Source organism: Pseudonocardia sp. HH130630-07 (assembly GCF_001698125.1).
Taxonomy (GTDB): domain Bacteria; phylum Actinomycetota; class Actinomycetes; order Mycobacteriales; family Pseudonocardiaceae; genus Pseudonocardia.
This window is the reverse complement of record NZ_CP013855.1, coordinates 296,948-310,958: the sequence shown is the minus strand read 5'-3', so window position 1 is coordinate 310,958 and position 14,011 is coordinate 296,948. Positions and strand designations below refer to the sequence as shown.

At 69.7% G+C, this 14,011-nt stretch carries 14 protein-coding genes and 2 pseudogenes; 8 read left to right on the top strand and 8 right to left on the bottom strand.

Translation table 11 applies throughout. The features are described from left to right. Positions 1-41: 41 nt before the first annotated feature. From AFB00_RS30290 to AFB00_RS30255, 8 genes are all read right to left on the bottom strand, one after another. Positions 42-329, bottom strand: a complete 288-nt coding sequence (locus AFB00_RS30290; RefSeq protein WP_231974555.1) for a muconolactone Delta-isomerase family protein — start codon at positions 327-329, stop codon at positions 42-44. Then, positions 329-1,096 carry a dioxygenase family protein gene (locus tag AFB00_RS30285; RefSeq protein ID WP_068800934.1) on the bottom strand — a complete coding sequence of 256 codons (768 nt, stop codon included), beginning with the start codon at positions 1,094-1,096 and terminating at the stop codon, positions 329-331. Before AFB00_RS30285 ends, AFB00_RS30290 begins: the two co-directional genes overlap by 1 nt. A 32-nt stretch (positions 1,097-1,128) precedes the next feature. Next, positions 1,129-2,232 carry a mandelate racemase/muconate lactonizing enzyme family protein gene (locus tag AFB00_RS30280; protein ID WP_068800933.1) on the bottom strand — a complete coding sequence of 368 codons (1,104 nt, stop codon included), beginning with the start codon at positions 2,230-2,232 and terminating at the stop codon, positions 1,129-1,131. Next, on the bottom strand, positions 2,229-3,164 hold the full coding sequence (locus tag AFB00_RS30275) for a LysR substrate-binding domain-containing protein (RefSeq protein WP_068800932.1): 936 nt from the start codon (positions 3,162-3,164) through the stop codon (positions 2,229-2,231). Before AFB00_RS30275 ends, AFB00_RS30280 begins: the two co-directional genes overlap by 4 nt. A gap of 105 nt (positions 3,165-3,269) precedes the next feature. Then, positions 3,270-3,692 carry an FAD-dependent oxidoreductase gene (locus tag AFB00_RS30270; protein ID WP_068800931.1) on the bottom strand — a complete coding sequence of 141 codons (423 nt, stop codon included), beginning with the start codon at positions 3,690-3,692 and terminating at the stop codon, positions 3,270-3,272. Positions 3,693-3,805: 113 nt separating this feature from the next. Next, positions 3,806-4,129 (bottom strand): hypothetical protein, encoded by a 324-nt coding sequence (locus tag AFB00_RS30265; RefSeq protein ID WP_060715095.1) that lies wholly within the window; start codon positions 4,127-4,129, stop codon positions 3,806-3,808. Further along, entirely contained in the window at positions 4,099-4,473 is a 375-nt protein-coding gene (locus AFB00_RS30260) for an FAD-dependent oxidoreductase (RefSeq protein ID WP_068800930.1), read from the bottom strand. The genes AFB00_RS30265 and AFB00_RS30260 overlap by 31 nt, the downstream gene beginning before the upstream one ends. A gap of 426 nt (positions 4,474-4,899) precedes the next feature. Then, the gene (locus tag AFB00_RS30255; protein WP_145981687.1) at positions 4,900-5,262 is read right to left on the bottom strand and encodes a hypothetical protein; all 363 of its coding nucleotides are present in this window, start codon (positions 5,260-5,262) and stop codon (positions 4,900-4,902) included. Between the two features lie 154 nt (positions 5,263-5,416). Between AFB00_RS30255 and AFB00_RS32690 the strand changes: the two are divergent. From AFB00_RS32690 to AFB00_RS30220, 8 genes and pseudogenes are all read left to right on the top strand, one after another. Beyond that, positions 5,417-6,196, top strand: a pseudogene (locus AFB00_RS32690) (transposase family protein); the annotation flags it as partial. Between the two features lie 61 nt (positions 6,197-6,257). Further along, positions 6,258-6,626: a hypothetical protein gene (locus AFB00_RS34380; RefSeq protein ID WP_168169617.1), complete on the top strand. Its 369-nt coding sequence runs from the start codon at positions 6,258-6,260 to the stop codon at positions 6,624-6,626. Positions 6,627-6,663: 37 nt separating this feature from the next. After that, positions 6,664-9,006, top strand: a complete 2,343-nt coding sequence (locus AFB00_RS30240) for a TOTE conflict system archaeo-eukaryotic primase domain-containing protein (RefSeq protein ID WP_335726593.1) — start codon at positions 6,664-6,666, stop codon at positions 9,004-9,006. 76 nt (positions 9,007-9,082) lie between these two features. Then, a pseudogene (locus AFB00_RS36515) lies at positions 9,083-9,274 on the top strand (transposase); the annotation flags it as partial. Between the two features lie 86 nt (positions 9,275-9,360). Further along, on the top strand, positions 9,361-9,921 hold the full coding sequence (locus AFB00_RS30235) for a transposase (protein WP_442965890.1): 561 nt from the start codon (positions 9,361-9,363) through the stop codon (positions 9,919-9,921). Between the two features lie 78 nt (positions 9,922-9,999). Beyond that, positions 10,000-10,770: an IclR family transcriptional regulator gene (locus tag AFB00_RS30230; RefSeq protein WP_060715132.1), complete on the top strand. Its 771-nt coding sequence runs from the start codon at positions 10,000-10,002 to the stop codon at positions 10,768-10,770. Positions 10,771-10,959: 189 nt separating this feature from the next. After that, positions 10,960-12,972, top strand: coding sequence for an MFS transporter (locus AFB00_RS30225; RefSeq protein ID WP_068800928.1), 2,013 nt, complete (start codon positions 10,960-10,962; stop codon positions 12,970-12,972). Between the two features lie 14 nt (positions 12,973-12,986). After that, the gene (locus AFB00_RS30220; protein ID WP_060715198.1) at positions 12,987-13,958 is read left to right on the top strand and encodes an NADPH:quinone reductase; all 972 of its coding nucleotides are present in this window, start codon (positions 12,987-12,989) and stop codon (positions 13,956-13,958) included. Positions 13,959-14,011 lie beyond the last annotated feature (53 nt).

The window sequence follows — 14,011 nt, the reverse complement described above, 5'->3', positions numbered from 1 at the left end:
CGCCGCTACAGCCGACTACTTTGCCCCTGGTGACACGTTCCTTACCGGCACCCAAGGTCGGACGGGTGCGTCGCCAGCGGCGTCACCGTGATCGTCATGTACGGGAACAGCGGCAGCCCCCACAGGATCTCGTGGAGCTGCTCGTTGTCCCGGACGTCGAAGATCGAGAGGTTGGCGTACTCCCCGACGCAGCGCCAGATGCTTAGCCACTCCCCGGAGCGCTGCCACTGCTGCGACCATGCCTTCTCCCGGGCGAGTAGGTCGGCGCGGGCGTCGGCGTCTATGCCGGGGGGGAGGTCGACCTCCATCCGGACGGCGAAGCGGGCCATCAGGCGGGATCCAGCGCGAAGTCGTAAGTGACCTCGTCGCCGGAGCCGTCGGTGACCGGCGTGGGACGTAGGACGAGCTCGGGCTTGACGGCCTGCGCGACGTCGTCGGCGACATAGTCACCGCCGTCGAAGTAGAGCTGCGTGGTGACCGAGGCCTTCCCCAGTGCGCTGACCTTGAGGTGCAGGTGGGCGGGCTGCACGGTGTGGAAGGCGAAGTGGCCGTCGGCGCCGGTGGTGACGACCGCACGCAGGTTCCACTCGGGGATGCCGTGGGCGAACTGGGGGTAGTAGCCGGCGTCGTCGGCGTGCCAGAGGTCCACCTTCGCGCCGGCGACCGGGCCGCCGTCGAGGTCGGTGACGGTGCCCTGGAACAGCAGCGGTGTGCCTCTCTCGTCCTCCCGCATCGACATCGTGGTCTCGCCGTGGGACTCGGGGGCGCCCGGCACGTAGTAGGGGCCCTCGATGGTGCCGACGGCGCCCTTGCGGTCGGCGTGGGCGACCTCCTCGACGACGTGCTCAACGAACACGTCGAGGAACATTGGCCACTCGCCGTCGGCGCCGACCGGGATCATCCATGCTTTGAGGGCGTCGTACTCGGCGTAGCCGACTTCGTGCCGGCGGATGACCTCATGCAGCGCGGCGAGGGCGTCGGTGGCGATCGCGGACACCCGGGCCGGGTCGACGGTGCCGGTGGTCCGTTCCTTCTTCGCGAAGGTGGCGTTGGCGCCGGAACCGGCGGCCGTGGCAGTCTCGGTAACGGTGGCCATCGGCGTCTCCCAGGTGTGGTGGTAGGTGGTGTTCAGGTATCGGTGCGGTAATGGGCGAGTTTGTCCGAGTCGACGCTGACGCCGAGGCCGGGCCCGGTGGGTGTGCGCAGCTCGCCGCTGGTGATGCGCAGCGGCTCGGTGAGCAGGTCGTCGGCCATGTCGAGGTAATTCGACAGCTCCCCGGCGCGGCTGCTGGTGTGGCGGTGCGCGGCGCCGAAGATGACGGTGCAGGCAGTGCCGAGCTGGCCGTCTATCTGGTTGCCCATCACGACCTCGGTGCCCAGCCCCTCGCACAGGTGCAGGACGCGCTGGGAGCCGGTGAACCCGGTGCGCGCAGTCTTGATGCTGATCATGGTGGCGGCACCGTCGAGGAGCTCGCGGGTGATCTCACCGGGGCGGGTGGCGGACTCGTCGGCCACCGTGGGGATTCGGGTGCGGGCGGTGAGCCAGCGCCGTCCGAGGACCTGGTCGGCCGGAACGAGCTCCTCGGACAGGGTCAGGCCGAGGTCGGCCATCTCGTCGAGTGCGCTGGCGGCCTCGGCAGGGGTCCAGCCGCGGTTGCCGTCGACGTAGAGCTCGACTTCCGGGCCCAGCGCGGTGCGCAGGGCCCGGCAGGCGCCGGTGTCCAACTCGATCGGGCGGCGGCCGACCTTGACCTTGAAGGTGGTGATGCCGTGCAGCTCGCGCATCCGCTGGGCCTCGGCGACCATCACCTCGTCGGGGGCGAAGCCGACCATGTGCGACACCCGCATCCGGTCGGTGAACCCGCCCAGCAGGTCCCCGACGCCGACGCCGAGCCTGCGTCCGGTGACATCCCAGACGGCCATGTCGATCGCGGCCTTCGCGGTCGGGTTGCCCACCGTGCGGTCGAGCACCGCGTGGATGCGTTCGCGTTCGAACACGCTGAGCCCGACCAGCTCCGGGGCGAACACGGTGTCGACCACCGCACGGATCGACGCCTGAGTCTCGCCATAGGTGTAGGGACGGGGCGGAGCCTCGGCGACCCCGACCAGGCCGTCCTCGGCGTGCACCCGGACCAGGACGTGGTCGGCGGTGTGCACCTCGCCCGAGGCGAACCGCAACGGCTTGCGGTACGGCACGGCGAACGGGATCGCCTCGACGGCGACGATCTTCACAGCGGCGCTCCGGATACGACGGCGGGACGGGAGGCAGACGGGCCGGATTCGAGTTCCCGGCTGTGCGCGGCCAGGACGTCGAGCATCCGGGCCAGCGCGGGGGAGCCGTCGTGGCTGCGCCAGGCCAGGGCGAGGTCGACTCGCAGCTCCCGGTCGAGGTCGGCGTAGACGACACTCTCGGTGCCGAGTGCGCGGACCGACTCCGGCAGCAGCGCGACCCCGGCGCCGGCGGCGACGTAAGTGAGCAGGACCGGCGTGTCCCGGGCCTCGGCCCGGCGCCGGGGCAGGAACCCGGCGTCCAGACAGCCTTGGGTGGCGACCGAGTCGACGACTGAACCCGGTGCACCGTAGGCGACGAAGTCCTCGGACCGCAGGTCGGACAGGGCGACGGCGCCGTGCCCGGCCAGCCGGTGCCCGGCGGGCAGCGCCGCGATCAGCCGTTCCTGCGCGACGGTGCGGGTCGACACCTCCGGGCGGACGACCGGGGGCCGGAGAACCGCGAGGTCGATGCGTCGCTTGTCGAGCGCGTCCTCTTGGGCGGCGGTCAGCAGCCCGGGGACGAAGCGCAGCGTCACCCCCGGCATGTGGCGGGCGAGCACGCGGGCCATCCGCGGCAGCAGCCGGTAGGCGGCGAGGTCGGTTGCGCCGACCGTGAGTACCCCTTCGGTTCCGGCGGCGACCTGCTCGACGCGGCGCCGGGCGTCGTCGACGTTCGCCAGGATCCGGCGGGCGTCCTCCAGCAATGAGGCCCCCGCCGCGGTCAGCTCGACGCGACGGGTGGTGCGGTCGAACAGGGTCGCGCCGACCTGGCTCTCCAGCTGGCGGATGGCCTGGGACAGCGGCGACTGCGCCATGTGCAGCCCCTCGGCAGCGCGGCCGAAGTGACGTGTCTCGGCGACCGCGACGAAGTAGCGGAGCTGCCGCAGATCCATGCCGTCACCTCTCTTGGCCGGTGGTGCGGTTCCCACGGTAGGGCTACGAACCTTGTAGGTCCAAAGACCCACCCGCACCGGACTGAGATGACTCGCGTCTGGATCTCAGGCGGGTACCGGACGGGTCCCGGCCCGGGCATCGACGCCGTGAATCCAGCTCAGCCACGGGTCGAGCCCGGCCAGTCCAGCGTCGCGTTCGTCGGCGGCCCGCCCGTCGGGCAGGTGCAGCAACCCGGAGGTGACCAGCGAGCTGCGCTGCACTTGCCGGGCGCGGCAGCGGTGCAGTCGTCCGTACCGGGCGAACGCCTCGTAGTGGTCGCCGTCTAGGATACCAGGAGCGACCAGCAGGTCGGCGAGCACGGCGGCGTCCTCGACAGACTGGTTCGCGCCCTGACCGTGGTGCAGCAGCATCGCGTGCACGGCGTCGCCGTGCTCCCACTGGGCGGGCCCCTCGAGGACTGCGAGGAAGTTGACGGTCTCGGCGTGCGCGCCGATCGCGTAGTGCAGCAGGTGTGCGTCCGGGCCCATCCAGAACTGGATCGCCTGCGGGTCTCACAGCCTTTTTCAACCTGACCAGCGAGCTTCTGCGTCAGGAGATCGCGAAGGTTGCAGCGCAACTGCTCTGACCACAGCTGCACAGGTCACCGGCTCGCCAGCTCGGCGTCTGCACCCACACAACCAGGCCCCTGAGCTGCCGGAACGGCAGGTTGGAAAGGGCTCAGTGAGGGTAGGTCGGCGATGGCCGCCAGGCCGTGGAAACCCGACGTGCCGGTGTAGACGGATGCGGCGCCCGGTTCGACCAGCGCGCGCAGCCGGGAGTGCGCCCCGTCGGCGCCGACGACGACCGACACCGTCGCGGTGCTGCCGTCAGCCAGCCCGACGGTGACGTGGCCACCGTGGTCAGTCACGGTGATGACCTCGCTTCCGAGCCGGATCATGCCAGCCGGGCAGGCCTCGGCGAGCACCCGCGGGAACTCGGCGCGGTGGATGCCCAGGTAGAGGGCGCGGAACCGGTCCCGGTAGGACCCGTTCGAGCCGACCGGGAACCCCGCGACCCGGCGGTGAACCCCGCGACCCGGCGGTCGTCGCGCCAGCCCCAGTACACCAGCTCGGTCGGCTGGATCCCGACCGCCTCCAGCTCCCCGAGCAGGTCCAGCTCCTCCAACAGCCGCAACCCGTTGGCCGAGAGCGCCACCGCGGCGCCGACCTCCCGCAGCTCGTCCGCTCGCTCGAAGACGGTGACCTGCACGCCGCGGGCGTGCAACGAGAGGGCCAGCGAAAGGCCCCCGATTCCGGCACCGACGATCACCAAGTGACCGACTGCACGCACTGTGGTCACGCCGCCTGCACACCGCGTTCCCCCCGGGAACACGGCAGAAGGACGTCGACCGGCCCATCGAGCGCCTCCACACCCTCCGGAACCGGGCGACGCACCACGAGAACCTCCTCGCCGCTGACCTGCAGGCCCGCTACCGCGACATCCTCACCATCGCCGCGAAGCGTCCGGCCAGGTAACCGATTACCGCCCGGCGATCATGATCCGCGTCCCCTCCGGGCCACCACACCGCCATCACACACATGTTCGGCGGGCACGATAGCCCGGTGACCTGGACCACAACAAGGCCTCCTCGAAGGTCTCCGCCTGCCAACGCCACACGCCGGCGGATCGGCGCTACCGTGGAGATCGGTTCGGGACTGTCCGTCCGCCACGACCCGCCCGCGGATAGTCTGCAGATCAGCGTGGTGGGTTTTCTGGGTTGTCGTCGCCCCGCTGGCCGATGAGTGTAGTCAGCAGTCCGGTGATGCTCTCCAGGCCGGCGGCCGTGCCGTCCAGCTGGCCTCGTATTTGAGCAAACCCCCCGTCAACCTTAGTCTCCAGCTGATCGAACCGCTCGCGGGTCTGCTCGCCGAGCGCGTTGATCGCCGAGCGGTTCGCGTCAATCTTCACCATCAAGTCCGCGATATCGCGGTCCCGCGCTGCTGCGAGGTGTCGGGCCGCAGTGGCGTCCTCGCGTGCGGCCTGTGCGTCGGCGGCCAGCTCACTGATGCGCGTCTCCAAGGCGGCCACACGGGCTTCGAGGTCGGGCGGCTGGATCATGCACAAGAGCTTACCCTGGATCCACCACTGAGCCTTTGCCAACCTGGCGATCATGAGGTCGGGCGGGCCACGGCGTGGTGCCGCTGAAGTAGGTGAAGCTCCTGGTAGATGGGTGATTGCTGAGATCAACCCGCGCCAACCAGGAGCTTCACCGGTGCTTGTCTACCCGTCATCGATGCCCGTGTCCAACCGCGCCCTGCAGACCCTCGCCGACGCACTACGCCGGCACCGCAAGGACCTCGGCAGCAGGTGGCGCCGACTCCCGCCCGGACAACAGGCGCTGCTGGTGCTGGCGTACCTGAACAAGGGCGAGACCTACACCGCGCTGGCCGGCGGGTTCGGGATTGGCACCACGACGGTGTTCCGCTACGTCCGCGAGGGCGTCGACGTCCTCGCCGCGGTCGCACCGGGCCTGGACGAGGCGCTCGACGTGGCCCGGCGTAAGGCGTTCGTGATCCTCGACGGCACGCTGCTGGCGATCGACCGGGTCGGCATGAGATCGGGCTATGACCGGGCGTTCTTCTCCGGGAAACACAAGCGCCACGGAGTGAATGTGCAGGTTCTCGCTGACCCGGCCGGTCGGCTGGTGTGGGCCTCTCCCGCGCTGCCCGGGGCCCGCCACGACATGGGCGCCGCCCGCGAACACGGCCTGATCGAGAAGCTCAACGACGCCGAGATCCAGGTCATCGCCGACACCGCCTACCAAGGCGGCGGCCCGACGGTCCGAGTCCCGCAGCGCCGTCGCCACCTCGACCCGGACACCGGCCGCTACCGGCGGCTGTCGGTGGCGCAGAAGCAGGTCAACGCCGCACACGCCCGTCAACGCGGCCCAGGAGAACGAGCGAACGCCCAGCTCAAGTCGTGGCAGGTGCCCCGCAAGATCCGCAACTGCCCCGGCCGGGCAACGGCCCTGGTCCAGGCGGTGATGGTGCTGATCCAGACCGGCGGAGATCAAGTTGGAAAGGGTTGTGGGCGGGCCGCGCCCACGTCGGATGGTGGCCGAGCTGCTGGATGCCGCTCACCTGGTCCGGCAGGAGAAGCATCGGCGTGCCGAGATCGTGCGCGCGGAGGCAGAAGCGGAGCAGGAACGCCAGCGCGCGGCGGCGCGGGAACGGCGCCTCGCGGCGCTGTCCGCGGACGTGCAGGGTGGCTGGTCCCGGGTCGAAGCGATGATCGCTACCAGGAAGCCGGCCGAGTACGACGCTGCGGTCGCGCTGCTCGAGGACCTACAGGTCGTCGCCGAGCGGACAGGCCAGCCGGGTGGGTTCGGTGTTCGGTTCGCTGAGCTGCGTGCTCGCCATCAGCGCAAGTCGAGTTTCGTCGCGCGGATCGACCAGGCTGAGCTCGTGGCCGGGTCCTGCTGATCGCCGGTTTCCGCGTAGCCGTGGCATCGTGAGGTCCGTGGCGACCGGGGACCTCGAGCGTGAGCTTGCTCGGCTGCGCGCAGAGAACGCGCGGCTGCTGCGTCTGCTGGGGCTGACGTCAGAGCAGGCCCGCACCCCGGTTCCGTCCCAGTCGGGGTTGTTCCTGGAGCGCCCCGGCATGGTGACGGCGTCGTCGACACCGCAGCAGAAGGTGGCTTTCTTCAGGGCGATGTTCGCGGCACGCGAGGACGTCTATGCGATCCGCTGGGAGAACGAGAGATCGGGGAAGTCGGGCTGGGTTCCGGCGGTCACCGGTGGGTGGCGCAGGGGCACGGACCGTCCGCGCCTGCGTCTTGGCGACGACGTCATCGCAGCACACCTGTCGGGTCGCGACCACATCGGGCTGTACCCGTTGATGCCGGGAGACACCTGTCGGTGGCTTGCGGTGGACTTCGACGGTCCCGCGGCGATGCTCGACGCGTTGGCGTATCTCAAGGCGGCCAGGGCGGCCGGTGTGCCTGCGGCTCTGGAGGTGTCCCGGTCTGGGATCGGTGCGCATGTGTGGATCTTTTTCTCCGGTGCGGTCTCGGCAGCGGCGGCCAGAGTTCTGGGCATGGGGCTGCTCCGGGAGACGATCGCTGTCCGCGGACGGATGGATTTGCGCAGCTACGACCGTCTGTTCCCCTCCCAGGACGTCCTGCCGTCCTCCGGAGGCATCGGGAACCTGATCGCGGCCCCGCTCCACGGCCGGGCGCGCAAGGACGGCGCGACGGTGTTCCTCGACCTGGGCACTCTCGAGCCGCACGAGGATCAGTGGGCGTACCTGTCCGGAGTGCACCGACTGTCCCCTGCTGAGGTCACCCGTCTCGCCGGTCGGGTCGGGGCGGTGAAGGTGGGTGGGGCAGTCGAGAACTTGGCCCCCGCCATGTCGACGCGGACAAGGCCGAGATCAGCGGCTGTAGTCGGGCTACGGCTGGAGGCTGGTTGTGAGGTGGCCGTGTCGGAGCTGACTCCGGCAGCACTGGGGACGCTCAAGCACGCGGCGTCGATGAGCAATCCGTTGTTCGGTGAGCGGCAGCGGCGACGGCTGTCGACGTGGAACGTGCCCCGGTTCCTGTTGAGCTACGACGAGACCGTGGACGGTCGCCTCGTCCTGCCCCGCGGCCTCGGTGAGCGGATCGTCTCGGTGCTGAAGGAGGCGGGGAGCTGCGTCGAGATCGCCGACGAGCGCACCGACGGCGAGAGCCATAGCTTCGAGCTGTCGGTGACGCTGCGCGAGGACCAGGCTGCCGCCGTCTCGGACCTCGCTGCTCACGACCTCGGTGTGCTCGTCGCAGAGCCGGGTGCGGGGAAGACCGTCATGGGATGTGCGTTGATCGCGGAGCACGGTGTGGCCACGCTGATCCTGGTGGATCGCAAGGCGTTGGCGGATCAGTGGCGGAGCCGCGTCAGAGAGTTCTTGGGTGTTCGGGCGGGCCAGCTGGGCGCTGGACGGTCCTCGCTGCGGGGCGTCGTCGATGTCGTCACTCTGCAGACACTGGCCCGCCGTCAGGACGTCGCGGAGCTGACCGCGGGATACGGGCTCGTCCTCGTGGACGAGTGTCATCACCTGCCCGCCGCCGCGTTCGAGAACGCGGCCCGGCAGATCCGGGTGAAGCGATGGGTCGGCTTGACCGCGACCCCGTACCGACGCGACGGCCTCGATGAGCTCATCCACCACCAGCTCGGTCCGATCCGGCACACGGTGACACCCCCGCCGGCGGGCACGCTGGGGGCCGCCGACGCCCCTGAGCGGCAGCTGGTTGTGCATCCGACCTCGTACGAGTACCTCGGTGACGCGGATCCGTCGAAGCCGGGCGGGATGGCGGCGATCTACCGAGACCTCGCCGCCGACGAGACGCGCACGGACCAGGTCGTCGGTGACGTTCTCGAGGCGTTGGGACGCGGGAGGAACTGCCTCGTCCTGACCCAGTGGAAGAGCCACGTCGAGACGCTGGCGGCGAAGCTGCGAGAGGAGGGCCGGGATCCGGTGGTCCTGCGTGGCGGGATGGGCGTCCGGGAACGCAAGGCCGCTCTGGCCCGTCTTGAACCAGGGCCGGCGCCGCTGCTCGTCGTGGCGACCGGGCCCTACGTGGGGGAAGGCTTCGACTGTCCCGCTCTCGACGCCCTCTTTCTCGCAGCGCCGATCGCCTTCAAGGGGCGCCTCGTACAGTTCGCCGGCCGCGTGCTCAGACCGCACCCCGGCAAGACAACGGCCGAGGTGCACGACTACCACGACGATCTGACCGCTGTGCTCGCCTCGTCGTTGGCCAAGCGGGCGCCGGGGTACAAGTCCCTCGGCTTCCCCAACCCCCGCGAGGCGACCCTGGCTCCGCACTGATCTGGTTATGAGGCGGCGGAGAAGGGTTGGCGTGTCTGCGTGACCACAGGCCCGTGGTGATCCACTGTGGGTGGTGATGACTCGACGTCGTAGGCGGTACCCGTCGGACACCAGTGACGAGCAGTGGGCGGTGGTCGAGCTTTTGTTGCCCGCGCCGGAGACCGGAGGGCGCCCGGAGAAGCATCCGCGTCGTGACGTGGTGGATGCGATCCTCTACGTGGTCCGGGCCGGATGCGCGTGGCGGGCGCTACCGGCGGACTTCCCGCCCTGGCAGAGGGTGTACTGGTACTTCAACCGGTGGGAGCGGCAGCGGGTCACCGAGAAGATCCTGCCCATCGTGCGCGGGCAGGTCGGGTGGCCGAAGGGCGTGATCCCGAGCCGAGCGCGGGGATCATCGACTCCCAGAGCGTCAAAGGGTCCGACACCGTCGGCACCCAGTCGCGCGGCTACGATGCCGGGAAGAAGGTCAACGGCCGGAAGCGGTTCATCGTCACCGACACACTCGGGTTGCTGCTGACGGTGATGGTCTGCTCGGCCGGGCGCCAGGACCGTGACGGCGCGAAGACCGCGCTGCTCGGCGCCTACCTGGCCACCGCGGTGCGGTTCATCTTCGCCGACGCCGGCTTCGCCGGACGCCTGGTCGACTGGGCACAGACCTTCCTGCGCACAACGATCGAGATCGTGCGTAAACCCGCAGGCCAGCGAGGTTTCGTGGTCATCCCGCGCCGGTGGGCGGTCGAACGCAGCCTGGCGTGGCTGACCGCCCACCGCCGGCTGGCCCGCGACTACGAACGCCACCCGGCCACCTCCGAAGCCATGATCCGCTGGGCCGCGATCAACACCATGACCCGCCGCCTCGCCCGCGGCGGACCCGCCACGCGGCAGCAACGACGCAGGTTCACGCCTACAACCTGATCTTCTCAAACACGCTCTGAGGCGGATGCGGGGCCGGGGTCCTTCTCAGCGACCACATTACGGCTGTATTATTCTGCTGTGAAGAACAAGCCGGCGTATGGGATCGAGTCGGTGGACCACGCCCTGCGCCTCGCCACGATCCTGCAGCAGGAGGGTCCACTGCGAGTCACGGATGCGGCGGAGCGGATCGGCGTCGCCCGTTCGACCGCACACCGCCTGCTCTCGATGCTGGTGTACCGGGACTTCGCCGAGCAGAACGAGGACCGGCGTTACGTTTCCGGGCCGGTGCTGAGTGCACATCCCGTCACCGAGCCGCTCGCCGAACTCCGCAGGATCGCGCTCCCGCGCCTGGAGGGCCTCACCGCGAGGACTTCGGAGACCAGCAACCTCCTCGTCGTCACTGCCGACCAGGCGCGGTTCGTCGCCAGCGTGGAGTGTGACCAGGCCCTGCGAGTGGGAGATCGGGAGGGACGAGTCCTCCCCGCCCATCTCGCCTCCGGAGGACGTGCGGTTCTCGCCACGATGGCGCCGGACGCACTGCGTGCCCTGTACGAGTCCGCCGACTCCGGAGTCGACGACGTGGAGGCGCTGCTCCGTGGCATCCGCCGGATCCGCAGGCAGGGTTTCGCGTTGAACGATGGGCTCACCGAGACGGGCTTGACAGCGATCGGCTGTCTAGTCACGGTCTCGGCGGGGTCGATGCCCATCGCGATCTCGTTGGCCATGCCGACCGCTCGGTACCGCAAGGACCTGCTGTCGGACTGGGTGCAGGAGATCAGGGCGACGGCCGACGGCATCGCTCGTGATCTCGAGGCCGCCGCGGCCACCCGTGAGGTGACGACGACATAGGTGATCTGGCGGCGAAGACCGGATGCCCGCCCTGCCTACGACGATTTTGGAACGAAGCATGTATTCTTCACAGCGGAATACTGTGTACGCCGTGGCGCTCGTTGTCTCTACTGGGATCGCTCTCGACGAGCGCGCCGGTGTAGCCGGCGCCGCTCCACGAACCTTCCCTCTCAGACCGGAGTGGCCCCAATGGCGGAGTCCCCCTCGCCCAGCCCGGCTCGCGATCCCGGACAGGCCCGGAAGGCCCGACTCGGGGCCCAGGTCGGACTGTCCGCCGGCATATCCGAGTCGACGACCCGGATCATCACTGCGGCGATCTTCGTCGCCACGCTGCTCGGTCGCCCGCTGGGCGCGCTCGTCTTCGGCCACCTCGCTGATCGGCACGGCCGTCGGCGGGTCACGATCATCTCGCTCTACGGGTTCGGGCTGTGCACGCTCGCGATCGCCCTGCTCCCCGGCTACGGCACTCTCGGGGTGAGCGCGGTCGTCCTGCTGGTGGCCCTCCGGTTCATCGACGGGATCTACCTGGGTGGGCAGTACACGGTGGCCACGCCGCTGGCGTTGGAGCAGAGCCCACGCGACCGGCGGGGCATCAACGGCGCGGTCATCATGACCGGCTTCCCGCTGGCGTACTGCGCCATCGCCCTGTTGACCCTCGGGATCCTGCTGGTCATCCCCGCGTGCGGGCCGGACTCGCCGTACGTCCTGTGGGGCTGGCGGATCCCCTTCGTCATCGGCGCCCTGCTCGCCGTGGGCCGGGCGGTCTGGTACGCGCGCAACGTCGACGAGTCCGATGCGTGGACGCAGGAGAAGGGCAAGCGCCCGGAGCGTTCGCCACTCGCCGAACTGATGAGCGGCCGCAACCTGCGCGGCTTCCTTCAGGTCTTCGTCCTGATGTCCGGTGTATGGCTCGTGTTCAACATGATCGGCGCGGTCCTTCCCGGCGTCCTGCGCTCGGCGGCCGGGCTCACCAGCGTTCAGTCCACTCTGGTCCTCGTCGTCGCCTATGCGGTGCTTGCTGCGGGTTACGTAGGTGCGGGAGCACTCTCGCAGCGCATCGGCCGTAAGCCCTTCCTGCTGACCAGCGGGTTCTCGATCGCGGCGGCGTCCCCTCTGCTGTTCTGGCTGATCGCGAGTGGCCAGATTCGCGGAGTCGGCGCGGTGGGTGTCGTGGTGGTGGTGCTCCTCGTCCTCGTCGTGGTCTCGATCTACGCGGTGGTGAGCACCTACATCATCGAGCGCTTCCACGTCGGCGTCCGGTCCAGCGCCTACGGGCTCGGCTACACCACCGAGGTGATCATCCCGTCATTCTACCAGGCCGGCCTCTCGTCGGTCATGCCCTACGGGTTTGACCCCTGGTGTTCCTGGCGCTCGGCGGCCTTATGGTGGTCGCGGGTGCCGCGCTCGGCCCCGAGACCAAAGACGCCGACCTCGGCGGCCATGCGGCGCCTGGCCCCGACACGGCGGACGCCCTGGGCAACGACGACGGCGCCGTTAGTACTGCAACGGCACTCGACGAGACGCCGAGTGGCTCTCAGTCCTGGGAGCTCGCCGATCACCTGCTCATCGAGCTGGGCTGGGCACTTCGAGCACTCGCCACCGCTACGTCCCACGAGTCGTTGGCCTGCGGAAACGAGCGAGTGCCGTTGCAGTACTAGACCGCGGTCACTCGCGCCACTGATGAAGGAGAGAACCATGGCAATTATCGATCAGGACATGCGGAACGTCGTCGCGCGAGCGTGGCTCGCCTTCGCCGCCACGGTCTGCGAGGACGGGTCCCCAAACCTCTCGCCGAAGGGCTCGTTGCGTGTCTACGACGACGAGCACCTCGTCTTCATGGACATCGGCTCCCCGACCACCGTGGCGAACCTGCGCCGTGACCCTCGGATCGAGATCAACGTCCTCGACGTGTTCAGCCGCCGCGGGTATCGCTTCAAGGGCGAGGCGAGCTTTGCCGGTCCGGGCTCGCCCGAGTACGACTGGCTCAACGCCTGGCTGCTCGACCTCAATGGACCCGGCTATCCGGCGAACGAGGTGGTGCTGGTAAAGGTGGATCGGGTTCGTCCCATCCTGTCCCCGGCCTATACCTCGGGCAACGCCGAGCAGAGCGCCCTCACCGCCGGATGGGAGGAGCGCTACCGGACGACCCTCGCCGAGGTTCCGCTCGGGCCACCGCCGGCAGCGAAGGCGACGGACCGGTGACGATCCCCAAGAGCATGCGAGCCGCCTTCATCACAGCGACGGGTGGGGCGGAGCGCATTGAGATCGGGAGGCTCCCGGTGGCTCGGCCCGGCCCGACGGACGTCGTGATCGAGGCGGCGGCCAGCACCGTCAACCACGTCGACCTCTTCGTGCGCTCCGGCGCCTACCGGACGCGCACCCCGTTCCCCTTCGTCATCGGACGAGACGTCGTCGGGACGGTGGTCGACGCGGGCGACGCCGTGTCGACCTTCGCCGTCGGTGATCGGGTCTGGTGCAACAGCGCGGGGTACGACGGTCGCCAGGGGACCTACTCCGAGTACGTCACGGTCACCGTCGACCGGGTCTATCCTGTCCCGGACGGGGTGTCGCCCGACGATGTCGCGCCGGTCGTCCACGCCGGGGCGACGGCGGCGATCGGCTTGTTCCGCGAGGCCGCCCTCGGGGCTGGGGAGACAGTGTTCGTGGCGGGCGCCGGCGGAGCGGTCGGCGGAGCGGTCGTCCAGCTCGCGGTCGCCGCGGGTGCCCGGGTGGTGGCGACCGCGGCCCGGGAGGACGAGGACTGGTGCACGGCGCTGGGCGCGGACGCTGTCCTCCCGTACGACGCCGACGACCTCACCGATCGTCTCCTCGCGGCCGCGCCCGGCGGATTCGACGTGTGGTGGGACAACAGCGGGCAGAACGACTTCGCGCTGTCCCTGCCGCTCCTGCGACTCCGCGGGCGAGTCGTCGTGATGTCGGGTCTGCGCGCCACACCCACCATTCCCATCGGACAGCTCTACCTCCGAGACACGAGCCTGCGGGGATTCGCGATCAGCAACGCCTCGGTCCCCGATCTCGCGGACGCGGCGGCGCGGATCAACGCCGCACTCGCAGCCGACTCGCTGCGGAGCCGGATCGGCGCGACGTTCACCCTCGCGGACGCGGCAAAGGCCCACACCGTCATGGAGGAGGGCTCGGTGCGCGGCCGGATCCTCGTCCGGCTGTAAGACCTGCGTCCCCACCCAGCGGAGCAGACAGTCGCATCGAGCAGACCGACACC

Coding starts and splice junctions, on each gene's coding strand:
- AFB00_RS30225 (WP_068800928.1), top strand. CDS start 10,960: ATGGCGGAGTCCCCCTCGCCCAGCCCGGCTCGCGATCCCGGACAGGCC.
- AFB00_RS30270 (WP_068800931.1), bottom strand. CDS start 3,692: ATGGGCCCGGACGCACACCTGCTGCACTACGCGATCGGCGCGCACGCC.
- AFB00_RS30275 (WP_068800932.1), bottom strand. CDS start 3,164: ATGGATCTGCGGCAGCTCCGCTACTTCGTCGCGGTCGCCGAGACACGT.
- AFB00_RS30255 (WP_145981687.1), bottom strand. CDS start 5,262: ATGATCCAGCCGCCCGACCTCGAAGCCCGTGTGGCCGCCTTGGAGACG.
- AFB00_RS30285 (WP_068800934.1), bottom strand. CDS start 1,096: ATGGCCACCGTTACCGAGACTGCCACGGCCGCCGGTTCCGGCGCCAAC.
- AFB00_RS30220 (WP_060715198.1), top strand. CDS start 12,987: ATGCGAGCCGCCTTCATCACAGCGACGGGTGGGGCGGAGCGCATTGAG.
- AFB00_RS30290 (WP_231974555.1), bottom strand. CDS start 329: ATGGCCCGCTTCGCCGTCCGGATGGAGGTCGACCTCCCCCCCGGCATA.